The sequence below is a fragment of the Ruminiclostridium hungatei genome (assembly GCF_002051585.1).
Lineage (GTDB): Bacteria > Bacillota > Clostridia > Acetivibrionales > DSM-1351 > Ruminiclostridium > Ruminiclostridium hungatei.
The window spans coordinates 19,214-38,542 of the sequence record NZ_MZGX01000011.1 but is presented as its reverse complement, the minus strand read 5'-3'; the positions used below and the strand labels follow the sequence as shown (position 1 = coordinate 38,542).

General features: G+C 44.0%; 16 protein-coding genes and 3 tRNA genes. 5 read left to right on the top strand and 14 right to left on the bottom strand.

The features are described from left to right. Positions 1 to 4: 4 nt before the first annotated feature. The 9 genes from CLHUN_RS09505 to CLHUN_RS09465 all read right to left on the bottom strand — a co-directional run bounded on the left by CLHUN_RS09505 (position 5) and on the right by CLHUN_RS09465 (position 9,535). Complete coding sequence (locus CLHUN_RS09505; RefSeq protein ID WP_080064351.1) at positions 5 to 2,359, bottom strand: glycoside hydrolase family 94 protein; 2,355 nt, start codon at positions 2,357 to 2,359, stop codon at positions 5 to 7. Between the two features lie 98 nt (positions 2,360 to 2,457). Then, positions 2,458 to 3,495, bottom strand: coding sequence for a LacI family DNA-binding transcriptional regulator (locus tag CLHUN_RS09500; protein ID WP_080064350.1), 1,038 nt, complete (start codon positions 3,493 to 3,495; stop codon positions 2,458 to 2,460). Between the two features lie 190 nt (positions 3,496 to 3,685). After that, positions 3,686 to 4,483, bottom strand: a complete 798-nt coding sequence (locus CLHUN_RS09495) for a TrmH family RNA methyltransferase (RefSeq protein ID WP_080064349.1) — start codon at positions 4,481 to 4,483, stop codon at positions 3,686 to 3,688. Positions 4,484 to 4,508: 25 nt separating this feature from the next. Next, positions 4,509 to 5,243, bottom strand: a complete 735-nt coding sequence (locus tag CLHUN_RS09490; RefSeq protein WP_080064348.1) for a PHP domain-containing protein — start codon at positions 5,241 to 5,243, stop codon at positions 4,509 to 4,511. A 35-nt stretch (positions 5,244 to 5,278) separates the two neighbouring features. Next, a complete protein-coding gene (locus tag CLHUN_RS09485) occupies positions 5,279 to 5,617 on the bottom strand; it encodes a DRTGG domain-containing protein (RefSeq protein WP_080064347.1) in 339 nt (112 codons plus the stop codon). Between the two features lie 31 nt (positions 5,618 to 5,648). Continuing rightward, complete coding sequence (locus CLHUN_RS09480; protein WP_080064346.1) at positions 5,649 to 6,971, bottom strand: [Fe-Fe] hydrogenase large subunit C-terminal domain-containing protein; 1,323 nt, start codon at positions 6,969 to 6,971, stop codon at positions 5,649 to 5,651. 90 nt (positions 6,972 to 7,061) lie between these two features. Then, on the bottom strand, positions 7,062 to 7,484 hold the full coding sequence (locus tag CLHUN_RS09475; protein WP_080064345.1) for an ATP-binding protein: 423 nt from the start codon (positions 7,482 to 7,484) through the stop codon (positions 7,062 to 7,064). Between the two features lie 3 nt (positions 7,485 to 7,487). Continuing rightward, on the bottom strand, positions 7,488 to 7,844 hold the full coding sequence (locus CLHUN_RS09470; protein WP_080064344.1) for a hypothetical protein: 357 nt from the start codon (positions 7,842 to 7,844) through the stop codon (positions 7,488 to 7,490). Between the two features lie 38 nt (positions 7,845 to 7,882). Continuing rightward, complete coding sequence (locus CLHUN_RS09465; protein WP_080064343.1) at positions 7,883 to 9,535, bottom strand: nucleoside kinase; 1,653 nt, start codon at positions 9,533 to 9,535, stop codon at positions 7,883 to 7,885. Between the two features lie 333 nt (positions 9,536 to 9,868). Here CLHUN_RS09465 and CLHUN_RS09460 point away from each other — a divergent pair, with 333 nt between their 5' ends. The 3 genes from CLHUN_RS09460 to CLHUN_RS09450 all read left to right on the top strand — a co-directional run bounded on the left by CLHUN_RS09460 (position 9,869) and on the right by CLHUN_RS09450 (position 11,703). After that, positions 9,869 to 11,491: a peptide chain release factor 3 gene (locus CLHUN_RS09460; protein ID WP_080064443.1), complete on the top strand. Its 1,623-nt coding sequence runs from the start codon at positions 9,869 to 9,871 to the stop codon at positions 11,489 to 11,491. Between the two features lie 56 nt (positions 11,492 to 11,547). Then, positions 11,548 to 11,624 (top strand) — tRNA-Gln (locus tag CLHUN_RS09455). 3 nt (positions 11,625 to 11,627) lie between these two features. After that, a tRNA-Lys gene (locus CLHUN_RS09450) sits at positions 11,628 to 11,703 on the top strand. A gap of 143 nt (positions 11,704 to 11,846) precedes the next feature. Here the strand turns inward: CLHUN_RS09450 and CLHUN_RS09445 are convergent. Beyond that, entirely contained in the window at positions 11,847 to 12,641 is a 795-nt protein-coding gene (locus CLHUN_RS09445) for a class I SAM-dependent methyltransferase (protein ID WP_080064342.1), read from the bottom strand. A 75-nt stretch (positions 12,642 to 12,716) separates the two neighbouring features. Next, positions 12,717 to 12,793: transfer RNA gene (locus CLHUN_RS09440), tRNA-His, on the bottom strand. A 296-nt stretch (positions 12,794 to 13,089) separates the two neighbouring features. Here CLHUN_RS09440 and CLHUN_RS09435 point away from each other — a divergent pair. Beyond that, a complete protein-coding gene (locus CLHUN_RS09435) occupies positions 13,090 to 13,266 on the top strand; it encodes a zinc-ribbon domain-containing protein (protein ID WP_080064341.1) in 177 nt (58 codons plus the stop codon). Positions 13,267 to 13,328: 62 nt separating this feature from the next. Here the strand turns inward: CLHUN_RS09435 and CLHUN_RS09430 are convergent, their stop codons facing one another. The 3 genes from CLHUN_RS09430 to CLHUN_RS09420 all read right to left on the bottom strand — a co-directional run bounded on the left by CLHUN_RS09430 (position 13,329) and on the right by CLHUN_RS09420 (position 18,052). Further along, positions 13,329 to 14,393, bottom strand: coding sequence for an aldose epimerase family protein (locus CLHUN_RS09430; RefSeq protein ID WP_080064340.1), 1,065 nt, complete (start codon positions 14,391 to 14,393; stop codon positions 13,329 to 13,331). Between the two features lie 129 nt (positions 14,394 to 14,522). Next, positions 14,523 to 16,307, bottom strand: coding sequence for an ABC transporter ATP-binding protein (locus CLHUN_RS09425; protein ID WP_080064339.1), 1,785 nt, complete (start codon positions 16,305 to 16,307; stop codon positions 14,523 to 14,525). Further along, the gene (locus CLHUN_RS09420) at positions 16,307 to 18,052 is read right to left on the bottom strand and encodes an ABC transporter ATP-binding protein (protein ID WP_080064338.1); all 1,746 of its coding nucleotides are present in this window, start codon (positions 18,050 to 18,052) and stop codon (positions 16,307 to 16,309) included. Before CLHUN_RS09420 ends, CLHUN_RS09425 begins: the two co-directional genes overlap by 1 nt. Positions 18,053 to 18,339: 287 nt before the next feature. On the opposite strand from CLHUN_RS09420, the gene CLHUN_RS09415 reads away from it, so the two are divergent. Next, a complete protein-coding gene (locus CLHUN_RS09415) occupies positions 18,340 to 19,191 on the top strand; it encodes an AraC family transcriptional regulator (RefSeq protein ID WP_242656484.1) in 852 nt (283 codons plus the stop codon). Positions 19,192 to 19,329: the final 138 nt, after the last annotated feature.

The window sequence follows — 19,329 nt, the reverse complement described above, 5'->3', positions numbered from 1 at the left end:
CAGCCTACAGCATTACCACTACAACATTATGCTCTGTTCCCGCCTCGTAAACGGGTATCTTTTCAACTTCCTTCCCATCCACTGTAATACTGGAAACTCCACAGCCAACCTTGTTGGGGTTATGTACCTCAATATTATAGGTAACACCCCTGAATACCCTCCTAGCTTTAAAACCCTGCCATTGGGAAGGTATACAGGGATCCACCTCAAGGCTGTCATAACTTGCTCGGATTCCGAGAATATGTTGTGAGGAGGACACCATATTCCACGCAGCAGTACCTGACAACCATGAATTTCTGCCCACTCCGAATTGAGGATGCTCTTTACCCAATATGTTCTGGCAGTAAACATAAGGTTCAACTTCATATAGTTCGGCATCCTCGTTTCGTTTTCCGGGCAGAATCTGAGAGTAATATTCAAAGGCCCTGTCTCCATGACCCAGCATTATTTCAGATATCATCACCCACGGATTTGTGTGCAGAAAAATTCCACCGTTTTCTTTTGTCCCGGGCGGGTATGTTGTAACACCGCCCTTTGTTTCATCGTATTCGGTATAAGCCGGATACATTGTAACAATACCAAATTTGGAATTTAAATATTTATAAACGGACTCCATGCATTTCTCTGCTTTTTCAACATCGGCAACCTTTCCGAGTACAGCCCAGGACTGGGAATTTATAAATATCTTCCCGTATTGGTTCTGCTCACTTCCGATTGGCTGTCCAAAATCGTCAAAGGCCCGTTTGTACCATTGTCCATCCCAACTGCTCTCGTTGATGGCAATCTTCATTTCTTCAAACATTGCTTTATATTTTTTGCACAGTTCATGCTTTCCAAGATACTCATACAGTTCTATCATCTCTGAAGCCGCTCTGCAGTATAGCATGGAGGTGAATACACTTTCGGCTATACCTTTTCCGATATCCAGATTCAATGTATCGTTCCAGTCTGCACGTCCTGCCAGGGCTATTTTGTTTGGCCCCCTGTTATTATGAGTAAATGCCAGTGCCATGTCCAGATGCTCCATAACGGAAGCCGAGCTGGACTTATCATTGTACAGTACAGACTGCTCCAGAAACCCGAAGTCGCCGGACTCCTTGACATAGGCGTTAACCGCAAGAATCAGCCACAGATGGTCGTCCGAATACCAGTCAAACAATTTGACCGGCGCATCACCGACTCCGCCTTCCCCGGTCAGAGGGAAGAACAGGTGATATGCCCTTCCGTCGGTATACTGGCACTGAAGCAGCTTTATTATCAGTTGTCTGGCCTCATCAGGAATTGTGTGCATTACACCAAGGGTATCCTGGGCACTGTCACGGATTCCCATTCCTCTGCCCAGCCCCAGTTGATACAGTGAAACAAAACGTGACCAGTTGAAAGTGGTCTTGCACTGGTACTGGTTCCATATGTTTACAAAAAGATTCATATCTTCATCCGGGGTCTCTACACTAAGTTTACCCGTATAGCTGTCCCAGTATGCCTTAAGCCTGTCCAGAGCCGCCCGTGCGTTCTCAGGTGAAAGGTAGTCCTTTATGTCTTCTCTTATGTTTTTCCTATCTTCAGCAAAGCCCAGGATAAAAACTATCTCCTTTTCTTCCTTTGCCTTAAGGTCCAGTTCTATGCAAAACGCGCCAACCCCGTTCATCCTGTAGGATACGGAATTGCTGCAGGCTCCCTGCTCAACCGCCAGAGGGTTGCTTTCAGAGCGGTATTTCCCTATGAAAGCCTCCAGATTGGTATCATAACTGCTGACCTTTTCGGCGGTTGCAAAAAAGGCGGCATTGTCGCTTATGTAATGGGGATAATAGGTGATGATTCCATCCTCATATCTGCCCTGATTTATCTGCTGAACCCAGTCGACATTCTGCTGATCCATAACGGCCTGCCAGAAGCAGAACTCGGAATAGGCAAATACCTGAAGCTTTTGACTCACAGTCCTTGTATTATTCACCTTTAAATGCCATATTTCAAAATCCTTATCGTCAGGCACAAAATAGGTGACTTCACCGGTGACTCCCTGGTATTCACCTGATAGTACCGTATATCCCATACCATGCCTGCAATTGTAATCATCCAGCTTTTTCTGGACCGGCTGGTAACCCGGATTCCAATATTCTCCGTTTTCTCTGTTTCTTATGTAAATATACCTTCCAGGTCTGTCGGCAGGTATATTGTTATATCTATACCGTGTAACCCTCCTGTTTTGAGGATCTTTATGGAAACTATAACCTCCTCCGGTGTTGGATACTATGCCCCCATATGCACCGCTGCCTATGTAGTTTATCCATGGAGTAGGCGTATCTGGTCTGGTTATAACATATTCCTTGTTTTTCTTATCAAAATATCCGTACCGCATGCAAACCTCCTGAGGGGTTGGGAGCGTTCCCATTTTTAATATTCATGTACCAAACAAAGCTTAATCATAAGCACCCTTCTTGGGTGCCTGCAGGGAAATCACCCCACATCCGACTGCAACCTCTTAACCAACGGTCTGCAGGAAGTGCCCTGGTATATTTCCGTTTCAAATGTAAGTACTTTTGGCTCAGTGCTCTTATCATTTATATTGTCAATTATCAATTTAACCGCCGCCTCCGCAATCTTTTCCATGGGCTGTTTCATGGAAGTGAGCCGCATACTGGACGGAATAAACCGCAGCACCTGATAGATATTGTCAAAACCTACCACTGACAGTTCCTGCGGAACTCCCACACCCAATTCAACAGCCTTTTGGACAGCTTCATAGCCCTGCAGGTCATTGAAGGTAAACAAGGCAGTAGGCGGCTCCTTAAGGGAAACCAGCTTTTCAACTCCTGCTGCTCCGCTGTTGTCACCGGCATTGGTAAACACCACATAGTCCTTGTTATAGTTTATGCCGGCGGAATTAAGTGCTTCTATATAGCCGTTCATCCTGTCGGAAGCGGCTCTGTGATTTAAATTTCCGGTAATATGTGCAATTTTTTCATGTCCCATATTTATCAGGTAATCCACTGCCCTTTTCGCACCGGAAAAATTATCTATTATTATATTATTTATATTCAAATCATTAAAATGATTCTCTATCAAAACCAGAGGAAAGTTAATGTTTTCTATCTTCTGCACAAGTTCTCTGTCTCTGGTGTCACTTCCGAACAAAATCACACCGTCTGCCGCTCCTCCGGTAAAGTACTGCACATATCTTGCCTTTGCATTGAAATCGTCGTTCGAACTGCAAAATACCATGTTGTAACTATAGCCGGAAGCATATTTTTCCAATAAATTGGCCAGTTCCAGATAAACAGACGTATTGAATTCGTTATAAATGACGCCTATCACTCCGGCCTTCCTTGATACAAGGCTGCGGGCCGCCTGGTTGGGAATATAATTCATTCCTTCAATAGTTTCAAGTACTTTCTTTCGGGTGTCTTCCCTGACGCCAGGCTGATTGTTTATAACTCTTGATACAGTGGTCTTTGAAACACCCGCTGTTTTTGCTATATCGAATATATTAATCAAATTGGCCTCCTGATAGGGAACGCTCCCATTTAAAACTATTATATATTAACTCTTGTTTTTAAACAAGTTATTTGTAAAAAAATCTGGAAATTTTTATAAATCCTAGTTGGAATAACCTGCAGTGCTTGTTAATGAAGTTTTTTAGCAGGCAAATCTGCAAGTCCCGGGAGGACGAGTATTGAAAAACAAATCACAATTTGTTCTGCCTTACAAATTCGTAAATCATTATGGAGGCGGCTACTGATGCATTCAGGGACTCAGCTCTTCCCGGCATGGGAATCCTCACCAGCTTGTCCGACAGTGCAGCAGTTTCCTCGCTTATCCCGTTTGCTTCATTTCCTATTATTATGGCGCTCCTTAAGGTCAGGTCTTCATGATAATAATTGTTTTCTCCCTTGAGATGGGAGGCTATGATTTTGTAGCCCTTTTTTCTCAACGTTCCAAGTGCATTTATGATATCCACGTCCTCAATAATGGGGAGATGGAACACAGAACCCATTGTGGAGCGGAGCACCTTGGGAGAGTATGCCTCCACGCAGCCTTTTGTCATCAGCACTGCCGAAATTCCTGCCGCATCAGCAGTTCTTATAATGGTGCCGACATTGCCCGGGTCCTGAAGACTGTCCAGGACAACTACCGCTTTGCCGTTATCCAGCGCAGCTTCCATGTCTGCCGGCTGCTTTCTCAAGACAGCGAGCACACCCTGGGGAGATTGAGTATCGGATATCTCTTTAAAGAGCTTTTCGGGTACGCAAAAAATCTGGTCACATACCTTTGAGAGTCTGGATATAAGCAGACTCCCACCGTTAAGGCTCTCAAGCCTGTCCGAAATCACGGCTTTGACTATGTTTTGCCCGTTGTCCAAGGCATCTCCCACAAACCTGATGCCTTCAACAAAATAAAGCTGCTGGGCATCTCTGTACTTCTTCTGATGCAAAGCCTTTATGTCCTTAATCGTATTATTCTGACCGCTTGTTATAAAATTCAATGTCAAATCCTCCGGACTAATGTTTTTACTTAAACTCCTGTTTCCAACCCGCTTTCAAAGAGTTTAACACCGCTCTCACCTCTTTGCAGTCTGCTTCAAGAAAATTCTCACGTTCGCTGATGTATCCCAGATAATGTGCATCAGAAGAAAAAAGCGTCTTCATATTTCTTATGGAAGGATGCTTTCCGGTTAACCGGCAGACCTGGTTTTTTTGACTCAGCTCCACGCAGGTTATGCTTATATCCTCAGGCATAACGCCGAAGCTTTCCAGCAGCGAATTTGACTGTCTGTCAATATGAGCCGGGATTACAGCCCCTTCCAACCTGTCTTGCACCACATCATATACTTCATTTATCGTCATTGCAGCAGGGCATAAAAGCAGCCGCTCTTCAACACCTGTTATATTGTCATCATCATCCAGAATCAACTGCTCTCCAAAGATTCCTTCATTATTTCGTATATGCGGCAGGTGCGAATATACCCATTCCTGCATCTCCTCCGCTTTCCCGGCATCGGGGAACAGGCACAGCAAATGTATTTCCTCCGCTGTCTCAACCTCCATACCCGGAATTACCAGCAGCGGCCTGTCTTTTGCACAAGAAATACATGCCCTGACATTTTTGCAGGAATTATGGTCGGTGACTGCGATAACATCCAATCCCTTTAAAATACTCATATTTACAATATTATTGGGTGTCATATCCTTGTCTGCACATGGAGATAATGCAGTGTGGATGTGTAAATCGTAAGCCAGCTTCAATAGCCACCACCTCCGGGCGGATGTTTAAAACAGTCTCAGAGCAGCTCTGACTGTATGATTTTTCTGCTTATCTCAAAAGAGTTAAGGGCAGTACCTGCAATAATTATCCCGTTCTCATTTGCTCTTTTCAGAGTCAATTGCTCAACTTTGATGCCTTCGGGAATTATTACACAGGCAACTTCGGTCATCAGTGCCACCGCAGGCACATTTACATTTGTAAGCACCGTTATCCATGCATCGCCCTTTTGTGCATGCGACATGACCCAGCTCAGCAGGTCACATATATACAGATTATCAACCTGGGTTTCCAAAGCGGATATATTGTCCGTCAGCAGCTCTCCTGAAATTATTTTGATCAAATCCCCAACATTCATATATATTTAACCTTTCAATCATATCCTTTTTTTAACCGTCTTCCTCCTGTCCGTCACTGTCCATAACCGGCGGGACCTTGCCTCCAAGCTCCACCATCTCCTCCGCCAGATCCCTTATTCTTTGTCTGAGCTTGAAAATACAGTCCGTCTCATTGGCTATTTCTCTTACAATGTCCTCAGCCAGTGCCCTGCAGTTTGGTGCTCCGCAGGCACCGCAGTCAAGTCCGGGCAGGCCGTCATATATGCTTTCCAGCTTTTCAAGCTTTTCCATGGCCTTCAATATATCCTGATCAAGCTTCATAACCGGCTTATATTCTACATTTGATGTCCAGACCAGCTCTTCAAAGCTTTTGGGCGGCATTTTTTCAATACTGCTGACAGGCGCCTCCAGAATATGCTTTTTCAGTGTGGTTTTTGCCACAAAAACATTGGCTACCGTAAGCGGCCCTCCCAGACAGCCGCCCACACAGCAAAGTGCTTCAACAAAATCCACGTCGGAAAGCCTGTCGCCTTCTATTTCGTCCAGAATTTTAATCACATTGTGAATCCCATCAACTGCAAGTATCTTCTCAGTGGGCAGTGCCCCGCTTTCCCCTCCCGCATTGGCCCAGTCCAGCCCCTCAAGTCCCGCCGCCGAATACCTGGCAGTGTTATCCGGGCTTCCCAGCTCCGCAAGCACCTTGACAAATATATCCTTCATGGATATGACGCCGTCCACATAGGAGGTCTGCTTTTCATAAGGAGATTTCACACTTGTAACCTTTGCAGGGCATGGAGAAATAAAAAATACTCCTATTTCCTCCTTTGGAATATTGCTGTTCTTCCCAAGCTGGGCCTTGACTATTTTGGCGGCCACCTCCATAGGAGATTCCAGCTTTACTATGTTCTCAATCAGTCCCGGAAATCTGACCTGTATCAATCTCACAACACCGGGGCAGGCCGAGGATATCATGGGCTTTTTGACAGAAGGGTCCAGAATCATATGCCTTGTTGCCTCGCTTACTATTTCCGCAGCCCGTGCAACCTCAAAAACCTGGTCAAACCCGATACCCTTCAAGGCATTTAAAATATTGTCCCTGGAATATTTCTTGTCAAACTGCCCGTAAAAGGAGGGTGCCGGGATTGCAACCCTGTAGCGGTAATTTTTGATTACGTCAAGTTCATCACTTATGGCTGTTTTTGCATGATATGGACAAACACGTATACATTCGCCGCAGTCTATGCATCTCTCCCTGATGATTCCCGCCTTGCCCTTTCTGACCCGGATTGCCTCTGTGGGACACCTTTTAATGCAATTTGTGCAGCCTCTGCATTTATTCTTATCGAGATTAACAGAATGAAAATACTCGTTCATAATAACCTCCACGCTCCAAATGTAAGGTAATTCATTTCCAAGGTCAACCAGATTTATTGCCGCTCGGTGGAACTGCTTGATTCACAAGGCCTATGCAAAATTGACTGTTATGGTTACAGTGGTTCCAACTCCCACCTGAGTCTTTATTTGCAGCCTGTCGGCATATTTTTTCATATTGGGAAGCCCCATACCTGCACCGAAGCCCATTTCTCTTATATTATCCGGGGCGGTGGACCAGCCTTCGGTCATGGCCAGTTCCAGATCAGGTATTCCCGGACCGTTGTCGGCTATATTTATTACCACCCTGCCGGCGGTTATCTCCACATCAGCCACACCTCCGCCGGCATGGATCACCGCGTTTATTTCCGCTTCGTACATGGCTATGGCTGCCTTTTTAATTTTTTCTGCGGGAATACCTATCTGAGACAGGATTTTTTTCACATTGCTGGAGGCCTCTCCTGCGGCTATAAAATCATTGGAGGGAATGGGGTAGCTTAACCTTACAGTGCTCATGCCCTACCTCCCGGTGCCCAACCCGCCCTTAAGGCCGGCCTCGTACAGGATGCCGCAGGCGGGAAACATTGTGAGGCTTGTTGCCATTATGACAATGTTCTTTTCACGGGCCAGTTCAACCATATTTTCAAGGGGCTGCTTCCCCCTCACAAAAATTACCGCCTTGATATCCATCATTTCGGCCGTCCTGATAACCTGCAAATTAATCAATCCTGTGAGCATAACAACATTTTCAGTTACATAAGCCATTACATCGCTCATCAAATCCGAGCCGCAGGCAGAGGTAACCTCATAATCCAGAAGGTTGCTGCCTGTCAAAACCCGTGCATTTAACAATTTGGAAATATCAAGGAGTTTCATTGACCTCACCTCTCATAAGTTATTAAATCGACTCATTCTCAAAAAAAGCAGCTTCCGCCCACAAATTCCTTTACTATTGAATTATTGGGAACATCTTTGCCATCAACAGGCAGAAAATAGCTTAAAAATTCTATGAGCCTTTTGACTTCCGAGTACCTCTCATTTTCCGGCCCCAACTGCAGCAAAAGCGGTTCTGCAAGTGTTTTCAGCAGGCAGAGCTCATATACCAGCGACGAGTTAAACATAATATCGGCATTTTCCTGATAGGGAAATATGTTTTTCTCTTCTCCTCTTCTTACAGAAGGCCACCTGTTAATTGTATTAATTGCGGAACAGCCTCTGAACTGGTTGTCCCGGACAATCCTCCTGATGATTCTCGTATCGGTGGAGGGTATCCTGTTGTGGTCATCTATATTCATTGAAGTCAGCGCACTTACATAAATCTTGTATTTATCTTCAGGTGAAATGGAAGCAGTGAGCTTGTCATTGAGTCCATGTATTCCTTCTATTACAAGTATGGTGTTTTTATTCATCTTCATCCTTTGTCCTGAGGCTTCTCTTGAGCCGGTCTCAAAATTGTACACCGGTACTTCCACCTCAAAGCCCTCCAGCAATGCCGCCAGATGCTTGTTGAACAGCTCCACGTCTATGGCTTCAAGGGCTTCATAGTCGTATTCACCGTCTTCATCCCTGGGTGTTTCCTCCCTGTTCACAAAATAATTATCCAGGGATATGGTTTTGGGAGCATACCCGTTTACTCTAAGCTGGATGCCAAGTCTGTTGGCAAAAGTGGTTTTCCCTGAGGAAGACGGCCCTGAAATGAGCACTATGCGTTTTTCTTCCTCGTGGTTCGTGATCTTGTCTGCGATTTCAGCTATCTTCTTTTCGTGGAGGGCCTCACTTACCCTTATAAGATCACCTATTTCTCCGGCTTTTACAATATCGTTCAAGGCACCTACATTCTCAACGCCCAGAATACGCACCCATTTCTTGTATTCGATAAATACCTTGAACAGTTTTTTCTGTTCTTCAAAGGTGGGAAGTTCATCAGGCTTGCCCTTTACCGGAAATTGAATCACAACTCCCGGCTGATGGTATCTGAGACTGAAGCATTTAATATAACCCGTATCGGGAACCATATAGCCATAATAATAGTCCTCATAGCCCCCGCAGTTGTACACCGTTACATAGGGCTTCTGCCTGTGCTCCAGAACTTCATACTTGTCAAGCCTTCCCGTCTTTTTATAAAGTTCCCTGGCAGCTTCTGTGGAAACTGTCTTTTTTTCAAATGGCAGCGCACAGGCTACAATCTCGTTCATTTTTTTCTGGACTGCCTCAACATCAATTTCGGTGAGTTCCTCATCCCCCCTGATTTCGCAGTATACACCGTTGCTCATGGGATGGCTGATAACGGCATTTCTCTCCGGAAAAAGCTCATTGACGGCTTTAATGAAGATAAAATACAGGCTTCTCCTGTATATCCTCATGCCGTCCTCATCGGTAAGATCAATAAATCTGAGCCTGACATCCTCAGTAAGTTCATAGCTGAGCTCCCTGATATCATTGTTTACCCGGGCAGCTACTATGTTTGATTTATATGAAGACTGAAATCGTTTTGCCAGTTCAAGCAGTGTGGTCTTTTTTTCTATCTCATATTCTTCATTATTAAATGTAATACGAATTTTGTCCATTAATGTCCCTCCGGTTATTACTTTTATATTATGGAATTATCCAAGCTGTTATAAATATTTTATATTATTAATAGCATATATTCTATATACATAAAAAATATCCTTTTATTAATGATTTTTGTCTTTTGTCTGCAAGCAATTACTATTTGACACCATATTGGCTATAATATAAAATGAAATCTGATTGTTAAAGCAGATTTGGTAGCGGCTGTCTTAAAGCAGTGCTGCCACGCTTATGCCTATTATAATTTTTTATAACCTTAATTATGGAATTACGGGAGGAACGTGCCCGGAGTTATTGGACTATATAAGTTCCGGGTCACACAAGATCAAATGTCAGATATTAAAAGTGAAATAAAGAAAGAAGTTGCCCGCAGAAAAACCTTTGCCATCATATCCCACCCTGACGCCGGTAAAACCACCCTGACGGAAAAATTGCTCCTTTACGGGGGTGCCATAAGGCTTGCAGGTTCTGTTAAGGCAAGAAAGGCAAATAAGTATGCCGTGTCAGACTGGATGGAAATCGAGAAACAGAGAGGTATCTCCGTAACCTCCAGTGTAATGCAGTTCGATTACAGCGGCTTTTGCATAAACATTCTGGATACCCCGGGCCACCAGGACTTCAGTGAGGATACATACAGGACCCTGGTTGCCGCGGACAGCGCCGTCATGCTCATTGACGGAGCCAAGGGTGTTGAAGCCCAGACCATCAAGCTTTTTCATGTTTGTAAGCTGAGGGGCATTCCTATTTTTACCTTTGTAAACAAGATGGACCGTGCCAGCAAGGACCCTTTCGAGCTTATGGAGGAAATAGAAAGAGTGCTGGGCATACGCTCCTATCCAATGAACTGGCCCATAGGAACAGAAGGCGACTTTAAAGGCGTATATAACAGGAAGCTTAAGCAGATAGAGCTGTTCGACGGCGGCGAGCATGGTCAGTCCCAGGTTTCTTCCACAGTTGGAAAGGCTGATGACCCTGTTTTTGCCGACCTGCTGGGAAGCCACTATCATGACAAGCTGTGCGAAGACATAGAATTGCTGGACATGGCGGGTGACGAATTTGACAAAAAGAAAATCCGAAGCGGTGAGCTCACCCCCTTGTTTTTCGGAAGTGCCATGACCAATTTCGGAGTGCAGCCGTTCCTGGAGGAATTCCTTGAGCTGGCTCCCTCACCTGGCATTGTGGATACCGCAGAAGGCGAAGTCGATCCTGAAAGCGATAAATTTTCAGGTTTTATATTTAAAATCCAGGCCAATATGAATCCTACCCACAGAGACAGACTGGCCTTCCTGAGAATATGTTCCGGCAAGTTTTCAAAAGGCATGTCGGTAAAGCATATGAATACGGGAAAGGAAATCCGTTTGTCACAGCCCCAGCAATTTATGGCACAGGAGCGCACCATTGTGGATGAGGCCTATGCCGGAGATATTATAGGCTTATTTGACCCCGGCATATTCAATCTTGGGGATACTCTTTTTGAAGGTAACGGCAATGTAAGGTTTGAGGGCATTCCCATTTTCCCCGCCGAGTATTTTGCTAGGGTAACACCTGCCGACACCATGAAGAGAAAGCAGTTTATAAAAGGCATAGACCAGCTTTCAGAGGAAGGAGCCATACAGGTCTTCAAACAGATTGACATCGGTATCGAGGCTTTGATTATCGGAGTTGTAGGCGCCCTGCAGTTTGAAGTGCTGGAATACAGGCTGAAAAATGAATACGGTGTGCAGCTCCGCCTGCAGAACCTTCCTTACAGGCACGCACGCTGGATAGAGAACGAGGGGCTGGACCCCAGAAAGCTCAATCTGCCAAGCACCGCGGTAATTGTGGAGGATAAGCTGGGGAGAAATTCCATACTGTTTGAAAACGAATGGTCCATCAGAATGGCCGAGGAAAGGAATAAGGAACTGAGGCTGGTAGATATAGCAACACAGGATTTTAAAGTGAAAAAAATATAACCAATTTGCTTGACAAAAAGTGCAAACCTATTTATAATAGGTTTTGCGCTTGACGTTGGGATGTAGCCAAGCCGGTAAGGCACCAGACTTTGACTCTGGCATTTCGTTGGTTCGAGTCCAGCCATCCCAGCCATTTGACCCATTAGCTCAGTTGGCAGAGCACTTGACTTTTAATCAAGGTGTCCGCAGTTCGAATCTGCGATGGGTCACCAAAAAAGACCCTGTATACATTGTATGCAGGGTCTTTTTTTATCCGATATTATTGGATTAAACTCATTGTGCCGGTTAAAAATGTGGTAAACAGGCTAAAGCCGTTGGATGCTTCCCTCTCCGAACGAGCTTCAAATAGGAGATATTAAAGCTTTTTTGCCCTCAATATATACGACAGCGGTATACCTGAATTGTTCAGGTGGGCCAGGCTTTCTGAAACGTCGTGCTGAAATTCTCTCAGGCTTGAGATAATCAGGTTATTGCAGGTTAGGGAATTCACCAGATTGGAAAAGGTGTGGGAATAGCTGTAGAAGGTTTTTGAACTGTACTCCTTCCCGCTCATATAAAATTTTCCGTTGCTTTCTTCCCAGGGCTCCTGCCTGAAATATGAATTTACAAGCTTGCCCGGAGCATTTTCATCATAGTTGTCTTCGCTCTGGAAAGCCAGCATATTGGTAACAGGATGCATATCACTTATTATAAGTATACCGCCCTTTTTAAGACAAAGTGAAACCTTGCTGAAAAGGCGGTTCAAATCCTGAAACCAGGTTATTGCACCAATAGTAAAAAATATCAGGTCAAAGCAGTCTTCATACCTTTCATCCATATCCAGTATATTGGCTGAAACAAATGAACAGCGGGTATTTGTCCTTAAGGCAATATCGTTTGCCCATGCCACCATATTTTCGGCTATATCAAAGCCTATTCCCTTCTCCGGCCCCAGCTTCATAGCGGCCAGCAATTCCCTGCCGTTGTTGCAGCAAAACTGTCCTATGGTCTTGTTTTTCAAGTCAAACGTCTGTAATTCCTCCCACATTTCACTTTCCAAAAAGGGGAATTCTTCCTCCCCCAACCTTTTAATAATATCCTCGCACCAGCCCGGAGTCCGGTGCTCAAAGGCCTCTTCCCAGGCCTCCTTGTTTGATTTTATATAATCCATGTAATCTCCCTCCAGCAGTCATATTTCCCTTTTAAAGTTAAAAAAGGCATAAGCAATAAAGCTTATACCTTTTAATGGGGTGAATAGTGGAATTCGAATCCACGGCCTCCAGAGCCACAATCTGGCGCTCTAACCAACTGAGCTATACCCACCATATATCATGTCCCGCAAGACACATTTGATATTTTACGGTACAAAAGAGCTTTTGTCAATAGCTTTTAAAATTTATTTTCATATCCTGTCCAGTCCTTTCAAGTGGTTGCCGTGCAATAGTTGTGCCGTTTTAATATTTTCCAGAATTAACAAATTTCTTGCTAAATATTTCTTAAAATAGTATAATATAATTGCTAAGGCTTATAATTTCTTATTCTCATTTGTACAATCCTTTTTCGCCCCGTATGTTTAAGTTCTTATATGCTCAGCAATAAAAATTTTTGGAGGTAGTCCAATGCAAGACAAAACTCTTACTTGTAAAGATTGCGGCGCAACTTTCACATTTACGGTTGGCGAGCAACAGTTTTATGCGGAAAAAGGATTCACAAACGAGCCTGCCAGATGTCCTGATTGCAGAAAAGCAAAAAAAGCATCACAAAAGAGCTACAACGGCGATTACGCTAAAAGATAAGTTTGTACTTCAATCGCATTACAACAATTAAACCCCTGGTTTTGTCCAGGGGCTTTTGTTTTTTATCTGATTCCGAATTTGTATATGGTAGTATGACGGTATTTATCTCCCGCCTTCAGGACAGGTGACGGAAAATGCTTGTGTTTCATTGCATTGGGGAAATACTGTGTTTCCAGGCACAACCCGCTTCTTTTGCAATATACGGTGTCGCCTTTTCCTATGATATCCTCTTCCTTGCTGAGATGATTTCCAGAGTAAAACTGCACTCCGGGCTTGGTAGTGAATACCTGCATAAGGCGCCCGCTCTGAGGATGATACAGCTCCGCAGCCACCCCCTTCAGATTTCCCTTTGTATTCAACACCCAGTTGTGGTCGTAGCCGCTGCCGTTGACTATCTGGATATCTTCACTGCTGATGCCTTCGGCAAAATACTTGAGGGTGGTAAAATCCATCACCGTTCCCTTGACACTTCTTATTTCCCCTGTGGGAATGCACTCATCATCCACAGGAGTGAAGCTGTCCGCATTTATATATAGCTGATGCTTCAGCGCATCTCCCGAGCTATGGCCCCCAAGATTGAAATAGGCGTGGTTTGTAAGATTTATAACAGTATCCTTGTCGGTAACCGCAGAATAGTCGATTACCAGTTCGTTATCTCCGGTCAGAGAATACTCCACCCTGACATCAAGGTTTCCCGGATAATTTTCTTCTCCGTCCGGACTGGTGTGGGTGAGCACAAGCTTTTCACAACCGTTTCCAGCAATGGTCTCAGCCTTCCATACTACATTGTGAAAACCGGTTATTCCTCCGTGCAAATGATTTTCTCCATCATTTTTCACAAGCTCATATACTTTGCCGTTAAGCTCAAAGCTTGCATCTTCTATTCTGTTTGCATGCCTTCCTATTACGGCTCCCAGGTAAGCGGGATTCTCCAGATATTTGTCAAGACTGTCGTAGCCAAGTGTTACATCGTCCATATTGCCGCTTTTGTCCGGCACGGAAACAGCTACTATTATTCCTCCGAAATTTGTAATATCCACCGACACATTTTTTAAATTTGTCAGGGTGAAAAGGTCTGCTTGTGTGCCGTCTGGCAAAGTACCGAAAAATTTTCTAGTAATGCTCACTATCTTGTTCCTCCCCAATGTATGAATATTTAAATAAAATATTTGAACCAGTGGTCTGTAGCTTAACTTCCAAAATTTATTTTATTTATATCATAATTCAATATTTGCCACATGTAAAGTACGCTGTTCCTATACGGCTTTCATTACACTGAACTGCGAATTGTACAGCTTGTAATAATGACCCTTTGCGGCAAGCAGCTCCTCATGGGTTCCTCTTTCCACAATTGACCCTTTGTCGATATACATGATGCAGTCGGCATTTTTAATTGTTGACAGCCTGTGGGCAATTATAAAGGATGTCCTGCCTTTCAAAAGCCTTTGCAGGCCGTTCTGCAATGCCAGCTCCGTTCTGGTGTCTATGCTGGAGGTAGCTTCGTCCAATATAAGTATGCGGGGGTCTGCAAGCAGTGCCCTGGCAAAGGATATCAACTGCCTTTCCCCGATGGACAGGCGGGTGCCTCTTTCATTTATTTCAGTGTCATAGCCATCCTTCAGATTGATAATAAAATCATGGGCGCATACTGTTTTAGCAGCCTGTATGGCTTCCTCGTCGGTTGCCTCCGGCCTGGCATACTTGATATTGCTCATTACTGTTCCCGAGAAAAGGAAGGTGTCCTGAAGCATCACACCCATCTGCCGTCTGATGGAATTCAAGGTTACATCCTTCAGGTTTATTCCATCAATTAATACTTCTCCCTCCTGAACATCATAAAATCTGCTCAGCAGGTTTATTACAGTGCTCTTTCCCGCTCCTGTGGGGCCTACCAGTGCTACTGTGCTTCCGGGCCCAAACTCAAAACTGATATTATCAAGTATTTTATTTCCTTCTTCCACATCATAGGCAAAGCCCACATTTTTAAACTCAACCCGTCCCTTTACCTGGGGCATTTGGGCTGCACCAGGCTTGTTGGCTATTGCCGGCTTTTCGTCTATGGTCTCAAATATCCTTTCCAGGTAGGCCATGGCATTAATCATGGCATTATAGAAATTACCCATGTTGGTTATGGGCAGCCAGAATCTCCATATATAACTCACAAACGCTATGAGTACACCCACCGATATGTCCTGAATCCACATTATTCCTGCAAAATACAGCAGTACCACACCCCCTGTTGAGATGGTGTCAATTATGGGCCAGAGGATGAAATTGGATTTGATAAATTTCATCCATGCTTTTCTGTAGGCTGTGCTCAGCTCGTGAAATATTCCCTCATTCTGCTTTTCACGTGCAAAGGACTGAGTGACCTTCACTCCGCATATGCTTTCGTGTATATAAGCGTTGAGATTGGACTGTTTCATGCTGAGAGCCTGGGTATTTCTCCTCTGTATGTTCTTTATGAACATTATTGTTATGATAAGCGGCGGGAGCCCCAGCAAGCTTATCAAAGTAAGCTTGACATTTATAAAGAGCATGAATGCCACAATACACACCAGTGTGAACATGTCCGTGATAAAGTTTATAAAACCGTTTGACAGCAAATCGCTGAGGGAATTGACATAATTTATCACCCTCACCAGGATTTTGCCGTGTGGCCTGCTGTCATAGTATGAAAAGGGAAGCTCCTGCAGCTTGTAAAAGATATCCTCCCTTAGCTTTTTCACAATATTATTGCCTATTGTAGACATGAGCCTGACCCTGAATTTGAAGCAGACGGCATTAATTACAAGAGTTGCCGCAAATATGCCCGCTAAAACCACAAGCCCGGTTACATCCCCGTCAGGTATCCTGTTGTCAATGGCATCCTGTACCAGCACAGGCCCCAGCAGGTTTGCCACGCTGGCGACCAGCATCAGCATTACGGTTACTGCCATTGTGAGCTTATAGGGCTTCAAGTAGCCCAGAAGCCTTATAAGGTCTTTAAGCCTGAACACGGATACCAATTCTTCATCTATATCATATTTATTTCTTGCCATCAGCCCACCTCCTGTACTGTACCGGCATCAAAATCTCCGAACTGTGTCAGATAAACATTATAATAATAGCCCTTCTGTTTTAAAAGTTCCTCATGTGTGCCCTGCTCTATAATATGTCCTCCGTTTAACACAAGTATATTGTCGGCATTCTTCACCGACGCAATCCTGTGGGCGATTATAAAGGTTGTCTTATTATTATAGAAGGATCTCAAAGTCTTATGTATTTCGAACTCGGTTTCCATATCCACACTGGAGGTGGTATCATCCAGTATAAGTATTGAGGGATCTTTAAGGATAGCCCTTGCAAGTGCTATTCTCTGGCGCTGCCCCCCGGACAGTCCCACACCTCTTTCACCGATGATGGTATCATAGCCTTCGGGCAGGTTTGATATAAAACTGTCGGCGTCGGCTATTCCGGCAGCCCATTTGACTGATTCATAGGGTGCATCCGGCACACCGTAAGCAATATTTCCTTCGATTGTGTCCGAAAACAGGAATACATCCTGCATGGCCACAGCTATCTTCTCCCTGAGGTTTCTAAGGTCTATGTCCTTTATATTGACGCCGTCGATAAGAATTTCCCCCTGGCAGCAGTCATAGAATCTGCATATCAGATTTACAAGAGTGGATTTTCCTGAACCGGTAGGTCCTATGATGGCTATTGTCTGCCCGGGATTTACCTTGAGATTTATGCTCCTGAGAACTTCTTCTGACTCATAGCCGAAGCTTACGTTCTTAAACTCAACAACTCCCTTTATATCATTTTCTGCCGGTTTCTCAGCATTGCTGATTGAGGTTCCGGTGTCAAAGAACTCTCTGATTTTGTCGGCGGAGGCATTGAAGCGCTGAACGTCATTTATGAGCCAACCGCTCATTTTCATGGGATTGCCGAGAGCCCATATTATTGAGTTGAAGGTTACCAGCTCTCCCAGGGTTATCTGCCTGTTAATTGCCAGGATACCCCCGATAATGATTATTGTAAGGGAAAGGGTTCCCGCAAGCGAATCAATAATCGGAAGGTACTTGGACCATACATTTGCAGAATCCATATTTTTCTGCCTGTAGGCTTCATTTTCCCTGTCAAACTTTCCTATCTCTATTTTCTCTGTTGCAAAGGCCCTTATAACCCTGTTCCCGCTGATATTTTCCTGAACCACCGAATTCAGCCTTGAAAACTGCTGTCTGATAGCTGAAAAGGTGGGCCTTACCTCACTTGCAAGCTTTATGGCTGCCCATGCAAGAAACGGTATTACCAGCAGCATTATAAGCGTGAACTGCCAGTTTATTGTGAAAAGCAGTATAACTGCAAACAGAAATATTACTGAATTCTCAAAGGACATATATATGACCCAGGCTATAAAATGACGGACCGTCTCCATATCGCCGGTCATTTTAGCCATGATATCCCCGGTCCTTGTGGTATCAAAAAACTTGAAATCCAGTTCCTGAAGTTTTTTGTACATGCTCTCCCTGATTGTCATAAATGCACCCTGGGATACCTTCTCAAAACTTATTTGATAAGTAAACCTTATTATTGCTTTTGCTATTATGGCACCCATTATCAATACAGACAGCTTCACAAGCAGCCCTGTCTGCCCCTGCCTTATTACCTTGTCAACTATTACACCTGATACGTACGGCGACACCATGCTCAGAGCCGATGCAACCAGGGCCATAATCAGACTGACGCATATTCTGAGCTTGTATTTCCGGACATAACCCCAAACCCACTTGATATTCTGCATAAAAAGTATCCTTCCTTATTGACTGTACTTAGTACTATTATAATGAGTAAGTCTTTTTATAAAATAGATATTCTTTACCTGGTGATGTATATTTTTATCCTTTGTTGCACTCTACTTTTGTTAATGTTTCATGATTGGAATCAATGCGACTTTATGGTAACATAGAATTGTTACCGTATACCGGGTTTATATTTGCTGTTTTCTGCCCTTGTACCCTGCTTAACTGTACACAGGCGGAATTGGAATTATTTTAAATTGATAAGTTATAGGAGTGATTTCTTTTGTGTATGCCAGAGGTGAGAGCCGAATGCTTTAATCCAACCTTGCTGTACGCGTTTAACCATGTGCTCGACAGTGAAAGCAGTTTAAAATATCACTCTCATGATTTCACAGAGATAAAGGTTATACTGTCCGGTAATTTTACTTATACAATTGACGATGTGGATTATGAAGTAGGCAAGGGCAGTATTATCATTATGAGGCCGGGAGTGAAGCATCTTAAGAAAATTCCTGCCGGAGTGCAGATTGAAGAGTTCAATTATGCCCTTGGAGACTTTCAGATTAAGAACCTCCCCCCCAATTTTATGATTGAGACTGATGCCGAGCACATTTATACCATGCCTCTTTTTCAGCCCGATATTTTTAAATGTATAAATGAAACCCTGTCGGAGCAGGAAAAAAACGAGCCCTATTGTGATCTGGTGATTAAGGCCAGTATTCTTAAGCTGACCTCCCTGCTGTACAGGGGAATGAATGCCAACAGGGATAAATCCGATAAAGCCCGGCTGAATATAACAACCTCGGAGAAAACCAATATTGTAAATACAATACTCCAATATTTAAGCCAGAACTATATGAAACCCATATCCCTGTACAGACTTGCCCACAATATGTACCTGAGCCCCGTTTACATCTCCAAGATATTCAAGGAGGAAACCGGAGAATCCCCCATCAACCACCTTATAAGGATAAGACTTACAAAGGCCAATGAGCTTTTGAACTCAGGAAATATCCCCATTAAGACCGTTGCCAGAAACGTGGGCTATGAAGATGCCTACTATTTCAGCAAATTATACAAGAAATATTACGGCATACCGCCTTCGGCGGAGAAAAGGATAAATTCCAGGGTCATCAGTTAACTCGTCGTGCCAGTTAATAAAGTCATTAAGAGGCAAGTTTGCAATTCACGTGAGGACGACTTTAAAGAAATGCGCAGTATGATTAAAAGCTTTTGCTGAAATTGTAGGCTTTGCGCATGCTGCTTTGGCAGTTAAATT

Coding starts and splice junctions, on each gene's coding strand:
- CLHUN_RS09415 (WP_242656484.1), top strand. CDS start 18,340: ATGCCAGAGGTGAGAGCCGAATGCTTTAATCCAACCTTGCTGTACGCG.
- CLHUN_RS09470 (WP_080064344.1), bottom strand. CDS start 7,844: ATGAAACTCCTTGATATTTCCAAATTGTTAAATGCACGGGTTTTGACA.
- CLHUN_RS09465 (WP_080064343.1), bottom strand. CDS start 9,535: ATGGACAAAATTCGTATTACATTTAATAATGAAGAATATGAGATAGAA.
- CLHUN_RS09445 (WP_080064342.1), bottom strand. CDS start 12,641: ATGGATTATATAAAATCAAACAAGGAGGCCTGGGAAGAGGCCTTTGAG.
- CLHUN_RS09425 (WP_080064339.1), bottom strand. CDS start 16,307: ATGGCAAGAAATAAATATGATATAGATGAAGAATTGGTATCCGTGTTC.
- CLHUN_RS09460 (WP_080064443.1), top strand. CDS start 9,869: ATGTCAGATATTAAAAGTGAAATAAAGAAAGAAGTTGCCCGCAGAAAA.
- CLHUN_RS09475 (WP_080064345.1), bottom strand. CDS start 7,484: ATGAGCACTGTAAGGTTAAGCTACCCCATTCCCTCCAATGATTTTATA.
- CLHUN_RS09420 (WP_080064338.1), bottom strand. CDS start 18,052: ATGCAGAATATCAAGTGGGTTTGGGGTTATGTCCGGAAATACAAGCTC.
- CLHUN_RS09435 (WP_080064341.1), top strand. CDS start 13,090: ATGCAAGACAAAACTCTTACTTGTAAAGATTGCGGCGCAACTTTCACA.
- CLHUN_RS09505 (WP_080064351.1), bottom strand. CDS start 2,359: ATGCGGTACGGATATTTTGATAAGAAAAACAAGGAATATGTTATAACC.
- CLHUN_RS09480 (WP_080064346.1), bottom strand. CDS start 6,971: ATGAACGAGTATTTTCATTCTGTTAATCTCGATAAGAATAAATGCAGA.
- CLHUN_RS09485 (WP_080064347.1), bottom strand. CDS start 5,617: ATGAATGTTGGGGATTTGATCAAAATAATTTCAGGAGAGCTGCTGACG.